Below are 15,737 nucleotides of genomic sequence, written 5' to 3' on the forward strand. Positions count from 1 at the left end.
TTCAGTCCGGGGCTTCACTTTTTTCTATATAATGGCTCAAGGCCAGGAGCGGCCATATACAGCGGTAGCTGTGGTAATGAATATAAAAGAAATTGGCCATCCCCTGACCCATTGGATAATCGGCAGTCCAATCCTTGCGCTTGCCTTCCCTCACCAGGAAGGCAGCCCCTTTCCTTGATGGCGTGCTATCCGCCATGCCGGCAGCAGCAAGGGCATCAACGGCCCATGCGGTCTGGGTGAGGGTGCTTTCCTTCAGCGGGATATACTTTTTCTCCATATCGCTCCGGCAGGATTCTCCCCAGCCGCCATCTTCATTCTGGATGGACAAAAGCCAGTCGATCCCTTTTTTCATGCTTTTATCCTCTAATGTGACACCAACAGCCGCCATTCCGGTTACTGCCGCCCAGGTTCCGTATATATAGCAGATTCCCCAGCGGCCATACCAGGATCCATTCGGTTCCTGATGCTTTTTGAGCCACTTGACCGCTTTTTTGATAGGCGGAAGAGAAGCATCCGCATAGCCGGCCTTGCCAAGGAATTCAAGAGTCCTCCCCGTCAGGTCGGCAGTTGAGGGATCGGTCAGGATAAACTCTGCTCCCTGGATGGGAAGGAGATGCAGCAGCTTCTTATCGACATTCCTTTCAAACGCAGGCCAGCCCCCGTCCCTGTTCTGCATAGACAGTGTCCAAAGAAGACCTTTTTTCCATATATCATCATAATGCGGCTTTTCCCGGGCAGGCTGGTGAAGGCTTCTCAGGGCGGCGGTTGTGTCATCCACATCAGGATTGATTGTATTGAAACGCGAAAATCCCCAGCCGCCCGGCTCTGCCTTTGTATTGTGGACAATCCAGTCCCCAAACCGGCGATGCTGCTGGCCGGCCAAATACTGGTTGGCTTTTTGGATGGCATCCTCTTTCGGAGGGACACCTGCTTCCTGAAGGGCATGGCTGATCAGCGCTGTATTCCAGACAGCAGCCGTTGTATATTGAATATGCGTACGGCCGTCGGCTTTTACAGTCATCCGCTTCAAGCCGGCAACAGCATTTCTGATCGCGGGTTCCTCCGTGCCGCCTCCCAATGCCAGCAGAGCAAAAATCATATAAAATGTGCTGCTGAAATAATTATAAAGCGTCCCGTCCGGCTCTGTATGCGACTGCATATATTCCCTCGCTTTTTCTATCGACCATGCCCGGATCTGACGCGGAATGCCCACAAGCGCCTTAACCCCGGCGGCAAGAAAAGAAGTTAAGCTCCTCCATTCCGCACTCCTCAGCTCCGGCCATGGATCATCATCATCCCTGACGGACAAATCGCCAAGATCCGGGCTCAAGGCCGTCTTTCTGCTGAATTTTTTATTGCCCAGAAGAATGACCGGAATCAGATTGGAGCGGCCAAAGACCGAAATATCATACATATTGAGCGGAAAGCTTCTCGGCAGGAGGATCACTTCCATCGGGACCGGAAAAAGAAGGGGCCATGGATACTGCCCTGTCAAGGCAAGCATGATTTTCGTATACATTCCTGCCTTCTTCAGGCCCCCTCCTTTTGTAATAAACCTTCTTGCCTTCACCAGAGCAGGATGATTTTTCTCATAATACCCTGAGTAAAGGAGCGCATAATAGGCCTCAATCGTTAGTGAAAGGCTCCCTTCATGATGGTCATGGAAAAGCCGCCATGCCCCGTCCTTTCCCTGCCGGCTCAGGATTCCCTTTGCCAGCTCTTTGATCAGCTCTTCCTCATCCTCTTCCTCAAGCGTCCGCAAAAGGACAATCATATAAATATCGGTCATACACCCTGTATCAAAAGGATGATTCCAGGAACCGTCCGGTGTCTGCTCACTTAAAAGCTGCTGCTTTAACCGTTCAATTTCGCTTTTCACCAGCTGCATGCAGCCCGCCCCCTTATTTCTATTCTTCATAAATATGTATTCAGGAGAAGCCTGTCAGATTCTGAAGCAGCTTATGGCCGATAGGCAATATCTTTCATGCCCCTGCATATAGTTCAGTGAGGACAACTATAAGAAAGGGGGAGGACATATGCTTCTTTCATGGATCATTACTGCCGGCTTTATCCTTTGCCTGGGGCTTGTTGGCGGCATGTTCGTCCATTATCTGCGCGCCGCCATGCACACCCATGATTCTGTTACGGTCGACCCGGCGCCGGAGGAAACTAATGAGGAAATCAAATAAAGGGGCAGCTCGACATATAGTCCAGCGCCGGGCTGGATCATGCAAGTCTTCAGGGCGGCGAAATAGGCTGTAAGCTGGACTTGGTAGATTATCTTTTCATTTGATTAAAAAAGACGGAAATTCGGTAGATTATTCCGCGAATTGATCGAAAAAATCTTTAAGCTGGTAAATTAACCGGCTCTTCAATTAGAAAACGCCAGCCTGCCATAAAAATCGGGCCGCCAATTCATGTAAATAACAAAAAAAGCCCAAGGACCTCCTCCCTGGGCTATTTTTACGCATATAAAAAAGAATTCACGACTGGCAGCCTGGACAATAAAAGGTTTTCCGTGATGAAATTTCTTCCTTTACGATCCGTGAGCCGCAGCGGAGGCAGCTTTCCCCTTCTCTGTCATATACCATGCAGCGTTCATTATAGCCGCCGGTTATCAGATCGCCTTTAAAAAGCGGCTCATCCATATAGCCTCCGCTCTGGATTGCGTTTGCAAACACTGTTTTCATTGCCGGATACAGTCTGCTCTTCTCCATTTCGCTGAGCTCCTCGATTTTCCTCATCGGCAAAAGTCCGGCCTGGTGGCAGATTTCATCTGAATAGCAGTTTCCGATTCCTGCAATGAAATGCTGGTTCACAAGCGATGTCTTGAGCATTCCACGTTTTTTCTCCAATAACTGGGCAAATGAGGCTGCCGTAAATCCAGGATCCAAAGGTTCCGGTCCCAGCTCTTCGAATTCTTTCTCCAGCTCCTGTGCAGTCAGCAGATGCAGGTAGCCGAGCCTCAGGCCGATGAAGTACAGCTTCCTGCTGCCAAATGACAGGATCACCTGCTTTGTCCTGTCAGGATTATCTTCGTCATTGCCAAGATACATCCATCCTCCAAGCATCAGATGGAGGAGAAGATTTTTTCCGGAGCTGAGCCGGAAGATCAGATGCTTGGCGCGCCTATCGATGCTTGTGATTGTGCTGTTCTGCACCTGCCTGATAAATTCTGCCGGCGGAACATTGATAGATTTTTCTCTGTTGATTTCGGCCTCTGTGATCATAAGCCCCGTCAGCTGACGGCCCAGCAGCTGGCGGTAGGTTTCCATTTCAGGAAGCTCGGGCATAAGATGCCCCCCTTTCATATAACTAGTATGAAATGAAAAGGGGATCTTCATGTACCCGTTCAGCCAGCCAGCGCCAGGGCCAGGCTGTCACTTGCAGCGCCAACTAGAACTGCATCCCCGCGGTCATGGGCATATACCGCAAGCAGCAAGGCTGTATAGATGCCTTTGAATCTTGCGAGATCCCTTGCTTCGGGCCCAGGTTCTCCATATGCCCCAAAAAACTCTTCCCTGGCATCCGGCCGGAGATAACTGTACGCAATGGAAAGGTCAATGCTGGGATTGCCGAGATGAACATCGCCCCAGTCAATGATTCCGCTGATTTCCCCTTCAGGATCGGCCAGGATATTTCTTATATGCAGATCGCCGTGCACAAGAACTGGATCACATTCCACTTTTATGGGTATGGCTTTTTTGATATAAGAAAAAAGGCTTTCTTCCTCCTTAAGGATTCCAGCCGCTTTCCCTTTTTCGGCGTACTCTTCCATCTTCACGAGCCTTGTTTCCATATCAAGCCTGTTATATGTATCATATGGGACACCGAGCTCCTCGGCTCTTTCAATTGGAAAAGAGTGGTGCTGTTTCAGGAATTCAGCCAGCCTGATGGCCGACTTCGTCCCGCCCGGCCCGGCTGGAGCTGATCCGCTGATTTTTCTGTATCCGGAAAAAAACCACGGATAGCCTTTATCAGGTTTTCCGCTAAATACCGGCACAGGATAATCGACTCCGGCAGCAATTCGGAGCTCAGGCAGTATCCGGCTTTCTGTCTTCAGCAGCTCTTCTGCTGCCGCTTTCCGCGGAAAGCGGAATACATATTCATCATTGACTAAAAACACTCTGTTATCAAAGCCTTCTCCAAAGTGCTCCACCTCAGCAGGCGCCAATTCGGGAAACTGGCTCAACAGGAGTTCCCTCGCCTCAAGGGGAGCAATGGACACTTCTCCATTCCATGGCTGATTCTGCATATAGATCCCCCTTTTTTCTTAGTTATACTACTGGCCGCTCCGTTTTTCAACATAAGGAAAAAGGCACCCTTTGCAGCGGGTGCCCTTTCTTTAATACATTTTATTGTTGTCGACCTTCATTCTGTCTTTTACAATTTCCGGGTCATCTGAGACAGGCGACCTTGTCCCTTGAGGGGGAACATAGACGTTGTCGACCGGCATAACTGGTTCATTGTCCGGCATGCCAGCTTCACCAGGATTCATTTTCTGCTCACGCAGCTTGTCCGATCTGCCGTCAACAAACACCAGTATTTTGCCTTCCTTGATTTGGCCGCTGTAATGCTCGGCATCATCTTCCGGAATTCCCATACCGACGAGGGCTCCTGTAAGCCCTCCAAGTCCGGCTCCGGCAGCTGCCCCTGTGAGTGCTCCTGCAAGGGGTCCTGCGGCGAGCACCGGACCGATGCCCGGGATGGCAAGGGCTCCGGCTCCTGCCAGCAATCCTGCAAGTCCGCCGAGCGTACCTCCGGCAGCAGCTCCGGCAGCAAGGCCTTCTTCCGCCTTCGTCCCTGTCTGCTCTGTTACTGCTTCCACGTCATCATCATTTTTCCCTACCACTGAAATATCCTTTGTGTCATAGCCTTGGGCCCTTAATTCCTCTACAGCTTCAATGGCTTCACTTTGTGTATCATAAACGCCTACTATATGCTTCTGTTCTTCTGCCATTATCTTTTGCCTCCTTAATAAGCTAAGATAAATAGACAAGCTTTTCAGGCGAGCCTATAGAGTGATTTTACCCGCAGGCGCATCCTGTAAACATCAGCTAGTTGGTCTCTGATAAGAATGATTTGGTTCTGATCCCCGTCCTTCTCATTTTAATGAGAGCGGTCACCTCGACATCCGCCTCAGAAAAGTATTGGTCCCAATCGGCTTCTATCTCGTGGAAGTGTTTATAATCTTTTCTTCTGACCACATCGCCGAATCCGAAGATATCTGCTTTGTCTTCTTTTTGCACTCTTCTGATAGTATCTGCAACGATTCTTTCAATGTGGTTCTCTGTCTTTTCCTCATAATCTTCATAAGTAGATACAGAGTCGACTGAATCAGCGCATTGGGTGCCCTCCAAATAACTCTCCCCTCTTATGTCGATCTTAACTTTCGCCTTGCCGTCCTCAATCCTTGCTTTTGTCTTTGTTGTTGTATTATAGATTCTGATGTCGATGTAGCGGTTTTCCCCGCAGCTTATTGTTAGGCTTGTACTCTTAATCTTGTCCTGTGTCCAGAGGTAATTCCGAGCATCCTCAAGACTTAGAAAACCATCCAGCCTGCCGCCTTCAAAAATTGCAAGCGAATCCAGCACAACCAGCGCATCCGGTGTTACTTTCTTCATATTCTCTACACTCGATCCCTTTTCCGGATCCCCCTTAATGGCAACAGCAGCCATGACTGGCTGCCGGCCAGGGGACGTCCAGGCGCTGATCACATCATTCAGCCTCACGCCGGGGTCGCCTCCCCAGGTTTCTTCCATCGTGTCCAGCTGTGTATGGAGCTTAAGGGAAGTGGACTTTTGGAACTGGTACGTCACCTTCAGCACTTCTTCGGCCCTTACTCCCCTTGAAATTACGATATTAAAATCATCCCGCATCTCCCTATTGCGCTCCAGGTAATCCAGAAACTCCAGCATCCCGTCCTCCGCCACTTCTTCACTGATGATCAAAGTCCTCATATGCGAATACACCAGGTTTCGCGAAATGCCCTCACTCATTTGGTTCGTCAATTCGGACAGGGAATTCCCTTCCTTCCCATACACAATCGAAGGTGCATTACCGCCGGCAGTCCGGTTATTCAGCTCCGCAGCATTAATGCCTTCTACAGACAGGTAGTATTTTTCATCTTTCCCCTTGTCCACAGCCATACCGGTAATTACGGTAACCTCTGCCAGCTCCTTTTGATCCCAGCATCCAGTCAGCAGGCAGCACAAAGCCATAACAGCTATGATCTTTTTCATTTCCCATGACCCCCATTCATCGGAGGCGGGGAAGGGGAGCCGGTCTTAGGCTGCTTCTCTTCTTTTTGCGGCTTCAAATAGCTTGGCCTTTTATTCATGCTCCAGAAAGGAAAGCGGAAGAACACATCCTTCTGGCTTTCAATGATAAACGGGGCTACTGGGGCCAGATAAGGAACTCCAAAGGAACGGAGAGCGCTTAAGTGAGCCACCATCAGAACAAGCACAATCAGGACTCCATACAGGCCAAGGAAAGCAGCTGTGATGATCAGCAGGAATCTCAGCAGCCTCGAGGCATTGGCGAAGCTGTATGTGGGTGAAACAAAATTGGCAATGGCTGTGATGGCAACGATAATGACCATAATATTGGATATGATCCCCGCTTCGGCTGCAGCCTGCCCGATGACGAGCGCTCCGACGATTGATACAGTCTGCCCTACAGCGCGCGGCATTCTGACGCCTGCCTCACGCAGGATTTCAAAGGTGATTTCCATCAGCAGAACTTCAATCACAGCTGGGAACGGCACGCCTTCCCGCTGCGCGATTACACTCAAAAGCAGCGTGGTCGGAAGCAGTTCATGATGAAAGGTAAGAATGCCGACATACAGGGAAGGCGTGATGAGTGCAATCATAAAAGAAATATAGCGGATAAAACGGATGAATGTGCCCATCAGGAAGTTTTGGTAATAGTCTTCTGAAACGGAAAAAAAGTCGACCAGCACCGCAGGCACGAGCAGCACAAATGGCGTTCCGTCACAAAGGATGGCCACTTTTCCCTCCAGCAGATTGGCCGCTACTGCATCAGGCCTCTCGGTGTTGAGGGCCAACGGAAATAGAGTGGCCGTTTTATCTGCAATCAGTTCTTCAATATTCCCTGTTTCAAAAATCGCGCCCGTATCAATCTTTTTCAGCCGTTTGCGGACCTCCTCGACAATCCCGCTGTCGGCAATATCCTTCATATAACTGATAAAGACCGTTGTGCGCGTGTCATTTCCGATAGTAAATTCCTCAAATTGAAGCCTGGGATTCTTGATCCTCCTGCGGATCAGACTGACGTTTACCGATAAAGTTTCTACAAATCCATCCTTAGGCCCCCTGACGACGGTCTGAGTGCTTGGTTCAGCTATCGACCGGCTTTCAGTGGTGGGAACAGGAATGGAAATGGCCCGGGGTACACCTTTAAAAGCAAGGATAATACTTCCCGAAAGCATAAAGTCAGTCATTTGCGAGACTGTCTCTGCAAGCTTATAGCCTGATCCTCCGAAATGCTCTTTGCCGTAGCCCTTGACATCATCAATGGTTTTTACCTTTGAATCAGGTCCTGGCTCTTTGGCAATTGAATGAATGATTTCCTTAAGCACATTGCTGTCGATCATGGTTTCCAAATAAAAAAGAAGGGCATCAGCCGCTCCGGCCTTGAGTTCTTCAATTTTCAGATCGGCTGAAGCCCCGAAACGGCAGGATAATTCCTCTTTAAGTTCTTCTAGCTCATAGCTGTCTAGGCTCTTATCGCCAGTTTCCCTTTCAGTCTTTTCCTCCCTCTCTTTTTCGACTCTTTTTATGCGGCTGAGTGTTTTAATGCGTTTCAACATTTCACCCCATTTTTCCCGAAACGCTTCCGGCTTCGGTTTTTCCACAGCAAGACAGCCAGGAGGACAGATGGAATGCCGAATTGCATCGGCAAATGAACAAAATAAGGGACTACAACAAGCCCTTCCTCCAGATGGTCGGCAAAATTGACCGAAATCAGTACAGAAAACAGGGACACGACCGCTGACATAGGAAGGGCAAAGTATCGATAGGGCAGCCGGAAAACGTATTCCAGCCCTTTCAGCGCGCCAAAAAGAAAGACCGAGCCTTTTATCAGGATGCCGAGCATCATAATGAAAACGACGAGGGCATCGATCCGCTCAATGAAATTGCCGATGGAAACCTGCCTTGCCGCACTGAGCATCGGAAAATTGGATCGGACCATCGCATCCGAACCGAGCGTCATGACCATCAGAATGGTCGCATGGGTCAGCAGCAGCCCGGCAATCGCTGTTCCCATTAATGAGACTCTTTTGACATATTTGAAGCTGGTGACTTTTCCGAGGATGACCGTAAAGGCGATAAGCTCGCCGAATGGAAATACAAACAGCGAAGGAAAAACAGCTTTGGCCACAGGCATGATGCCCTCGCCAAGGACCGGCTCGATCCGGCTGAATTCCAGGTTTCCGCTTGCCAGCAGGAAAATCGTCAGCAATAGCACAAACAGCACCACATAAGGAGAGAAAATTTCAGATGTCCGCCCAAGCACTTCAATGCCAAGGTAAAGGATATAGCCCATCGTCAAAGCGATGGTAAGGGATATCATTTCAATTGGCGTATTGGGAAGAATGGCAGACGCGATCAGCTCGCCAAAATCCCTCACCACCCTGCTGGATATGTAGAGAAAATAAATGACATATAGTAATGCCATTGGAATGACAAGATAGCGCTTAAAGCAGTGCTCCATGATTTCATAAAGGTTTTTTCCGGGAAGTCGGCTGATCAGGAACCAGTAAAAGTAGACAATTCCCATTCCAAAGCCTGTAGAAATGACCATGGCTATCCAGGCATCCTGCTCTGCGCCTTTGCCGACACCAATGATAATCGCACTGCCGAGCAGGAAATTGATGACCAGCGTCATCAGCTGGCTGAGCGATATACTTTCTTTTAACATCAGCTCCCACTTCCCTTCGACTGTGCTTTTTCAGCTTTTTTATTTTTATAAAGCCTTATGTCGATAAACAGGCTGGAACCCATGCCGAGGAAAAAAACAAACAATGCAATGACCCTTCCTGCAGCAATTTCGGCATAAAAAATATTCAGAATTGCTTCAGTGACTGTACTTTTAAAAACAAATAAATCAAAGAGAAGAGTCAGCACAAACAAGCCTGTGGAAACCAATATAAACGAAAGAGTGACCATCATATCTTCCCATCCATTTTAAAGTTGCATTTCTAGTATTTAAGTTTGCTGCTTATTTTATCCAATAATTCCGTCCCTGCCGCAACTCTTTTTCCTGCGATTATCTTCCGGCCCAAAAGGGTATGAAATTTACAGCAGCTATGCAGAAGAACGAATATGCCCCCCTTGGAAAGGAAAGATTATCTACTAGAAGAAAAACCTGAGGAGGAAAGATATGAATCATTCACAAATGCCGCAGTTTCCGGAACCGTACTGGAGGGAAACCCCGCTCTCATCCTATGAGGCGCTTAATGAAAATATCGAGACTGATGTCGCAATCGTCGGCGGAGGAATTACAGGAATCACCGCTGCCTACCTTCTCGCAAAAGAGGGATTTAAGGTAGCGATCCTTGAAGCAGGAAACGTCCTCAACGGAACAACGGGGCATACAACTGCCAAACTGACCGCCCAGCACGGAGTCATCTATGATGAGCTGATCAGCCACTTTGGGGAAGACAAAACGAAGCTTTATTATCAGGCGAATGCAAAAGCAATCACTTTTGTAAAAAACCTTGTCGAGGAAAAAAAGATCGACTGTGACTTCAGCATGGAGGACGCTTATATCTATGCGGTTTCCGACCAGGCTGCCGGCAAGGTGCAAAAGGAATATGAAGCCTACCAGAAGCTTGGAATCGACAGCAGCTTTGCTGATAGCATCCCATTTAACATAGACATCAAAGGGGTAGCTGTCATGAAGGGACAGGCACAATTTCACCCCTTGAAATTCCTGAAGGTGCTTCTTGAGGAATTTACAGCAGCAGGCGGCAAAGTGTATGAAAATACAACAGCGGTCGATATTGAGGAGGGACAGCCTGCCTCAGTTAAAACAAGGAATGGCCAAACCGTTACAGCCAAGCATGTGATTGTCGCCTCACACTTCCCATTCTATGATGGCAAGGGCTTTTATTTTGCGAGAATGGAGCCGGAAAGATCCTATATTGTCGCTGTGAAGACACGTGAGGAATATCCGGGCGGGATGTACTACAGTGCCGATCAGCCGACACGCTCCCTGCGTTATACACCGGTAAATGGCGAGAAGCTGGTCCTTATCAGCGGTGACAGCCACAAAACCGGGCACGAATCGGATACTCTTAAGCATTACGAGGCTTTGGAGGAATTCGCAGAGGAGGTTATGGGCATAGAGGAGTATCCATACAGATGGTCTGCACAGGATTTAATCACATTGGATAAGATCCCGTATGTTGGCCCAATCACTGAAAATGCCTCGAACATTTATGTTGCCACCGGCTACCGTAAATGGGGGATGACGAACGGAATTGCGGCTGCCCATTTGCTGAATGATTTTATTGCCAAAAAGGAAAGTCCTTATAAGGAAGTATTCACCCCTTCCCGATTTAAAGCCGATCCAAGCATCAAGGAATTCATTAAATTCAATACCGATGTTGCAGGCCAGCTGATTAAAGGGAAGCTCGAATATATCCCTGCCGAGCTCGATGATATTGAACCGGACCACGGTGCACCTGTCATCGTAAATGGCAAAAGGGCCGGGGCCTACCGGGATAAAGAAGGAGCCCTTCATATCGTCGACACCACCTGTACACATATGGGCTGCGAATGTGAATGGAATAATGGCGAACGGACCTGGGACTGCCCGTGCCACGGCTCGCGCTTTTCTTACACAGGAGAAGTTGTCGAAGGCCCGGCAGAAATTCCGCTTAAAAAAATCCAGGGTGAATGATTTGGGAAGCTCCTGCGGCTGGCTGCTGCGGGGGCTTTCTGCCTGCCATCGGGTACTGGCTGGGGCTTCAAAAAGATAATCCGGCACTTCTTTTCCACTTCCAACTCCCGCATCAAACAAATTCTACTCTTTCCCTCTTCTCCTCTGTTCCAATCCTTTTTTTACTATATTACAGGATTTGACCCATAAGTCCCCTTTAATATGACAGACTGTAAAGGCTTAGTGTAAAGGATTCATTTTGCATCAATCAGCAAAACGCTTTCACGAAGTGACGCAAACGATTTCACAGCAGCATTTCTGGGGCTTCTGGGTCCAATGACTTCATCTGTTTAGTTGTATATACAAGTATTGACCACCTCCACGTTCTCCTCTAAAGTCAGGTTGTAAAAACTATACAGAATTGGGGAGATACATATGGCAAAGTCCAGGAAAACCCTCCGGATGCTGGCTGCCGCGGCAATCGCTGCCGGTGTCGCACTATCTGCAAGCATACCAGGTGCGCTTGCAGTCACACAGCCTGAGGCTGACACTCCGCTCAAAAAGGAGAACCTTCAGACTCTTTCAGCCAAGAGTGTGAAAAAGCTTAAAAACGGGGTCCAATTCGACCTTGGCGATTATGAAGCATTTATACGTATTTATTCAGAAGACCTTGTCAAAGTTTCTGTCTTAAAGGACGGCCAGAAAGAAGAAGAAACTCCTGCCATTGCAAAGAAGGATTGGAAAACTCCTCTCTTCAGCACTGAAGACGGCAAAAAAGAATATACCATCAAAACCGGCGAGCTGACCATTAAAGTAAGCAAGTCGCCATTCGGGGTGAAATTCCTTGATAAAGAGGGCCAAGTAATCAATGAAGATTATCTTCAAAACGGTGCCTCATCCGGCTATGAAGATGGAAAGCCATATGTTTTCAAGAAAACCGAAAAGGGCGAGAACTTCTACGGCTTCGGCGAACAGGCCGGCCTGAATATGAACCAGCGCGGCGAAAGCATCGGGATGTGGAATACTGATGCTTATGCTTATACAAAGGATACAAAATATGTTTATACAAGCATCCCATTCTTTATGGGCCTGAAAGATAAAAAAGCCTACGGGATCCTTTTTGATAACTCCTACCGTTCTTACTATGAAATGGCAAGCGAGTCGGATGACTATTACTACTTCTATGCCAACGGCGGACCGCTTACCTATTACTTTATGTATGGACCGGAAATTTCGGATGTCCTTGACCGGTATACTGAACTGACAGGCAAAATGGACATGCCTGCCGAATGGACATTGGGACTGCACCAGAGCAAATGGGGCTATACCGCCGATGAAATTACCGATGTGGCCCAAACTTACCGAGATAAGAATATTCCGCTTGATACCATGCATTTTGATATCGATTATATGCAGGGCTACAGGGTCTTCACTTGGGATCAGAAATATAAAGATGCCCTTTCAAAGCTGAAATCAATGGAAGGCTTCCATGCTATTGCCATCAACGACCCTGCGGTCAAGCAGGATGAAAATTACAAAATCTATCAGGAAGGCACTGCCAAAGACTTCTGGGGCAAAAATCCGGATGGCACAAACTTCATTGGCCCAGTTTGGCCTGGCGACTCTGCTTTCCCTGATTTCTCCAAAGAGGAAGTGCGGGACTGGTGGGCCAAAAACCATAAAGTCCTGTTCGATGCAGGAATCGACGGCATCTGGAATGATATGAATGAGCCTGCAGTCTTTGTGGATGGCGGAGAGTATAATCATACAATGCCGCTTGATACTTATTTCGGATATGAAGATGACAAAATCATGCACACGGAATACCATAATCTTTATGGCCATGACGAGGCAGAAGCAACATACAATGCCTGGGCCATGCATAAGCCTAATGAGCGTCCGTTTGTCCTGACGCGTGACATGTTTGCCGGCTCCCAGCGCTATGCAGCACTGTGGACAGGAGATAATGAAAGCAATTGGGAGCATCTTCAGATGAGCCTGCCGATGAATATGAACCTAGGCTTATCCGGTGTTTCCTTCGTCGGTAATGATATTGGCGGATTTGCTTCCCGCCCAGATAAAGAACTTTATACACGCTGGATCGAGGTTGGAGCCTTCCTTCCTTTCTCCCGTATCCATTATGATTCAGACGCCAAAGCAGAAGTAAAGCAGGGACAGGAGCCATGGGCATTCGGGCCTGAGGTTGAAGGAATCGCCAAGAAGTATATTGAAATGCGCTACCAGCTGATGCCTTATCTTTATAATGCCTTCAAGGATTCCTCCGAGACAGGCAAGCCGGTCCAGCAGCCGCTTGTTTATCACTACCAGGAAGATGCCAACACATATGACATTGCTGACCAGTTCATGTTCGGCGACTCTATGATGCTTGCCCCTGTCGTAAAAGAAGGACAGACACGCCGCGATGTATATCTGCCAAAAGGCGACACATGGGTGGACTTCTGGACCAAGAAGGAATATAAAGGCGGACAGACAATCAGTGTCAGCGCCCCATTAGAGCATCTGCCGATTTTCGTGAAAAAAGACAGCATCATTCCAACACGTGAAGTCCAGCAGTATACAGGAGAAAAGGAACTGACAAACCTGGTGCTCGACACCTATTTGGACAAAGAAGCAAGCTACAGCTTCTATGAAGATGACGGCAAATCACTCGACCATCAGGACGGTGAATTTGATATCACAAACTTTACACTGAATGAAAAACCGAATAAGATCGAATTCACCCAAAAGAAAGAGACTGATAACTACGATTCAGCTCTCCAGCAGGTGACATTGAAGCTTAATAATGAGAAAGCGCCTAAGCGCATCCAGGCAGCCGGCAAGAAATACCGCGCCGTCTTCTCACTGGAAGAAATGACACAAACAAAAGAATCTTATTTTTATGAAACAAACTCAAAAACATTGTATGTAAATGTGCCTGCAGCAGAAGGCAAAAAGGTTCAAATTAAATTCTAAAAGATCTAGGGGGCTAATCTGACAGGGATTAGCCCTTCTTTTTTGAAAGAGGTGATCATATTGAAAGGCAAAGCAGCCATCCTCGGACTTCTGCTGCTGGCGGCGCTTGCCAGCTTCTGCCTGAAAGAAAAGGAAGAGAAAACCACTCATGATGCTCCCTCCCTGCAGGAGTCAAAAGATTTATTTTTCAATCTGCAGACCGATAAAGCCCGCTATAATCCCGGGGACTCTGTCCAATTTTCAATAAAAGCAGAGGCTGGGAGCACGGTGGAGGTCACCTATTATCATCTTGGCCGCCCATTGGACACAGTGGCTGCAGAACTGAAGGCTCCCGGCACCCACAGATGGAGCTGGAATCCTCCGGAAAAGAATTATAAAGGCTACTTGGCCGTCGTATCTGTGGAAAATGGCGGCAGCATACAGACCGAAACAATTGCTGTAGACGTTTCAAGCAGCTGGAGCCGGTTTCCCCGCTACGGGTTTCTGTCTGACTTTGCTGACTCTTCCCCCGAAACAGCTGCCGCTATCATATCCGACTTGAACCGCTATCATCTTAATGGGCTTCAATTCTATGACTGGCATTTTGAGCATCAGGAGCCCCTGAAGATGGAGGATAAGCTGCCGGCGGGCCATTGGGAGGATGTCGCAAACCGCCGCATCTCATTGCAGAAAGTACAGCAGTATATCGGCGAAGCCAAACAGAGGAACATAAAAACCATGGCATATAATCTACTGTACGGATCTTTTGAAGATAACGGCTTGCCCCGTGAATGGCAGCTTTTTAAGGATCAGAGCAGCCCGGAGCCTGACATCCATCCCCTCCCTGGCGGCTGGAAAAGCAATCTGCTGATCATGAATCCCACCAATCCATGGTGGCAGGACCATCTGATAGAACAGCAGAAAATGGTATACCAATACCTGGGCTTTGATGGCTGGCATATCGATCAGCTTGGTGACAGGGGAGAAGTTTTTAATGAGCTTGGAGACAGCATCCACCTTGCAGAAAGCTTCCAGCCTTTCCTGGAGAAAATCAAACAGAAGCTGCCTGAAAAAGAGATTGTGATGAATGCCGTGAATCAGTATGGCCAGCCGGCCATCAGCAGAGCAGGTGCTGCGTTTCTGTATACCGAAGTATGGGATCCGTATAAGCATTATGGGGATCTCAAGAAGATACTGGATGAAAATAGGAACCTTACAAATAACGGACAGGCCTCTGTTCTGGCCGCTTATATGAATTACCGTCATTCTGATGAGCAGGGAATGTTTAATGAAGCCGGCGTCCTGCTTACAGATGCTGTTATCTTTTCCAATGGCGGAGCACATCTGGAATTGGGCGAGCATATGCTTTCCAAGGAATATTTCCCTCACAATCAACTTCAGGTGTCCGAAGGCCTTCAGCAAGAAATGGCCAGTTATTATGATTTTTTAACAGCTTATGAGAATATCCTGCGAGATCATACGCGGGACTCTGAGGCAGCGATCATATCCCATGAAGGGCTGCCATTAGCGATGGGAGATCCTGAACAGCAAAAGATCTGGGTGCTGCCGAAAGAATCCGGAAACAGGAAAATCCTCCATTTCATCAACTTCCTGGATGCGGTCCATATGGAATGGCGCGATACAAATGCCGATCAAGCTAAGCCAAAGGAACGGCGGGACCTTACATTTAGTTTAGAGGAAGATCGGAAGGTCAAAAACCTATGGTTTGCCTCCCCTGATATTAAAGGCGGCAGGCCTGAAGAGCTTCCGTTCAGGCAGGAAAACGGGAATGTTATATTCAGCATGCCGTCATTAACCTACTGGGATATGGTGGTTGCTGAATACTAGGACACAGATTCCTGTCCAAAAATAAAAGC

12 protein-coding genes are annotated in these 15,737 nt (G+C 48.1%); 4 read left to right on the forward strand and 8 right to left on the reverse strand.

Annotated features, from left to right (window positions below; translation table 11 throughout):
* Position 1 precedes the first annotated feature (1 nt).
* On the reverse strand, positions 2 to 1,888 hold the full coding sequence (shc, locus tag CYJ37_RS21640; RefSeq protein ID WP_257964282.1) for a squalene--hopene cyclase: 1,887 nt from the start codon (positions 1,886 to 1,888) through the stop codon (positions 2 to 4).
* A gap of 148 nt (positions 1,889 to 2,036) precedes the next feature.
* Between shc and CYJ37_RS27440 the strand changes: the two genes are divergently transcribed.
* The gene (locus CYJ37_RS27440) at positions 2,037 to 2,189 is read left to right on the forward strand and encodes a hypothetical protein (RefSeq protein ID WP_180827411.1); all 153 of its coding nucleotides are present in this window, start codon (positions 2,037 to 2,039) and stop codon (positions 2,187 to 2,189) included.
* 294 nt (positions 2,190 to 2,483) lie between these two features.
* On the opposite strand, the gene CYJ37_RS21645 is transcribed toward CYJ37_RS27440, so the two are convergent.
* From CYJ37_RS21645 to CYJ37_RS21675, 7 genes are all read right to left on the reverse strand, one after another.
* Complete coding sequence (locus tag CYJ37_RS21645; RefSeq protein ID WP_094768146.1) at positions 2,484 to 3,293, reverse strand: Fpg/Nei family DNA glycosylase; 810 nt, start codon at positions 3,291 to 3,293, stop codon at positions 2,484 to 2,486.
* Positions 3,294 to 3,352: 59 nt separating this feature from the next.
* Positions 3,353 to 4,255 carry a phosphotransferase gene (locus tag CYJ37_RS21650; protein ID WP_094768145.1) on the reverse strand — a complete coding sequence of 301 codons (903 nt, stop codon included), beginning with the start codon at positions 4,253 to 4,255 and terminating at the stop codon, positions 3,353 to 3,355.
* Positions 4,256 to 4,345: 90 nt separating this feature from the next.
* Complete coding sequence (locus tag CYJ37_RS21655; protein ID WP_009792239.1) at positions 4,346 to 4,960, reverse strand: general stress protein; 615 nt, start codon at positions 4,958 to 4,960, stop codon at positions 4,346 to 4,348.
* Positions 4,961 to 5,057: 97 nt separating this feature from the next.
* Entirely contained in the window at positions 5,058 to 6,242 is a 1,185-nt protein-coding gene (locus tag CYJ37_RS21660; RefSeq protein WP_094768144.1) for a Ger(x)C family spore germination protein, read from the reverse strand.
* Positions 6,239 to 7,831 (reverse strand): spore germination protein, encoded by a 1,593-nt coding sequence (locus tag CYJ37_RS21665; RefSeq protein WP_257964283.1) that lies wholly within the window; start codon positions 7,829 to 7,831, stop codon positions 6,239 to 6,241. The genes CYJ37_RS21660 and CYJ37_RS21665 overlap by 4 nt, the downstream gene beginning before the upstream one ends.
* Positions 7,825 to 8,943, reverse strand: coding sequence for a GerAB/ArcD/ProY family transporter (locus CYJ37_RS21670; protein WP_101551799.1), 1,119 nt, complete (start codon positions 8,941 to 8,943; stop codon positions 7,825 to 7,827). The genes CYJ37_RS21665 and CYJ37_RS21670 overlap by 7 nt, the downstream gene beginning before the upstream one ends.
* Entirely contained in the window at positions 8,943 to 9,194 is a 252-nt protein-coding gene (locus tag CYJ37_RS21675) for a hypothetical protein (protein ID WP_009792243.1), read from the reverse strand. Before CYJ37_RS21675 ends, CYJ37_RS21670 begins: the two co-directional genes overlap by 1 nt.
* A gap of 211 nt (positions 9,195 to 9,405) precedes the next feature.
* Between CYJ37_RS21675 and CYJ37_RS21680 the strand changes: the two genes are divergently transcribed.
* The 3 genes from CYJ37_RS21680 (at position 9,406) to CYJ37_RS21695 (ending at position 15,708) form a co-directional block, all read left to right on the forward strand.
* Positions 9,406 to 10,929: an FAD-dependent oxidoreductase gene (locus tag CYJ37_RS21680; RefSeq protein WP_101551800.1), complete on the forward strand. Its 1,524-nt coding sequence runs from the start codon at positions 9,406 to 9,408 to the stop codon at positions 10,927 to 10,929.
* A 414-nt stretch (positions 10,930 to 11,343) separates the two neighbouring features.
* A complete protein-coding gene (locus tag CYJ37_RS21690; protein WP_101551803.1) occupies positions 11,344 to 13,881 on the forward strand; it encodes a glycoside hydrolase family 31 protein in 2,538 nt (845 codons plus the stop codon).
* A gap of 60 nt (positions 13,882 to 13,941) precedes the next feature.
* Positions 13,942 to 15,708 (forward strand): glycoside hydrolase family 66 protein, encoded by a 1,767-nt coding sequence (locus CYJ37_RS21695; protein ID WP_180827412.1) that lies wholly within the window; start codon positions 13,942 to 13,944, stop codon positions 15,706 to 15,708.
* Positions 15,709 to 15,737 lie beyond the last annotated feature (29 nt).

This window comes from Bacillus sp. UMB0728, assembly GCF_002858875.1.
GTDB classification, from domain to species: domain Bacteria; phylum Bacillota; class Bacilli; order Bacillales; family Cytobacillaceae; genus Bacillus_AB; species Bacillus_AB infantis.

Bases quoted from the DNA above. Each gene is read 5' to 3' on its own strand.
- CYJ37_RS21660 (WP_094768144.1), bottom strand. From the start codon at position 6,242: ATGAAAAAGATCATAGCTGTTATGGCTTTGTGCTGCCTGCTGACTGGA.
- shc (WP_257964282.1), bottom strand. From the start codon at position 1,888: ATGCAGCTGGTGAAAAGCGAAATTGAACGGTTAAAGCAGCAGCTTTTA.
- CYJ37_RS21645 (WP_094768146.1), bottom strand. From the start codon at position 3,293: ATGCCCGAGCTTCCTGAAATGGAAACCTACCGCCAGCTGCTGGGCCGT.
- CYJ37_RS21680 (WP_101551800.1), top strand. From the start codon at position 9,406: ATGAATCATTCACAAATGCCGCAGTTTCCGGAACCGTACTGGAGGGAA.
- CYJ37_RS21650 (WP_094768145.1), bottom strand. From the start codon at position 4,255: ATGCAGAATCAGCCATGGAATGGAGAAGTGTCCATTGCTCCCCTTGAG.
- CYJ37_RS21655 (WP_009792239.1), bottom strand. From the start codon at position 4,960: ATGGCAGAAGAACAGAAGCATATAGTAGGCGTTTATGATACACAAAGT.
- CYJ37_RS21665 (WP_257964283.1), bottom strand. From the start codon at position 7,831: ATGTTGAAACGCATTAAAACACTCAGCCGCATAAAAAGAGTCGAAAAA.
- CYJ37_RS21670 (WP_101551799.1), bottom strand. From the start codon at position 8,943: ATGTTAAAAGAAAGTATATCGCTCAGCCAGCTGATGACGCTGGTCATC.
- CYJ37_RS21690 (WP_101551803.1), top strand. From the start codon at position 11,344: ATGGCAAAGTCCAGGAAAACCCTCCGGATGCTGGCTGCCGCGGCAATC.
- CYJ37_RS21675 (WP_009792243.1), bottom strand. From the start codon at position 9,194: ATGATGGTCACTCTTTCGTTTATATTGGTTTCCACAGGCTTGTTTGTG.
- CYJ37_RS27440 (WP_180827411.1), top strand. From the start codon at position 2,037: ATGCTTCTTTCATGGATCATTACTGCCGGCTTTATCCTTTGCCTGGGG.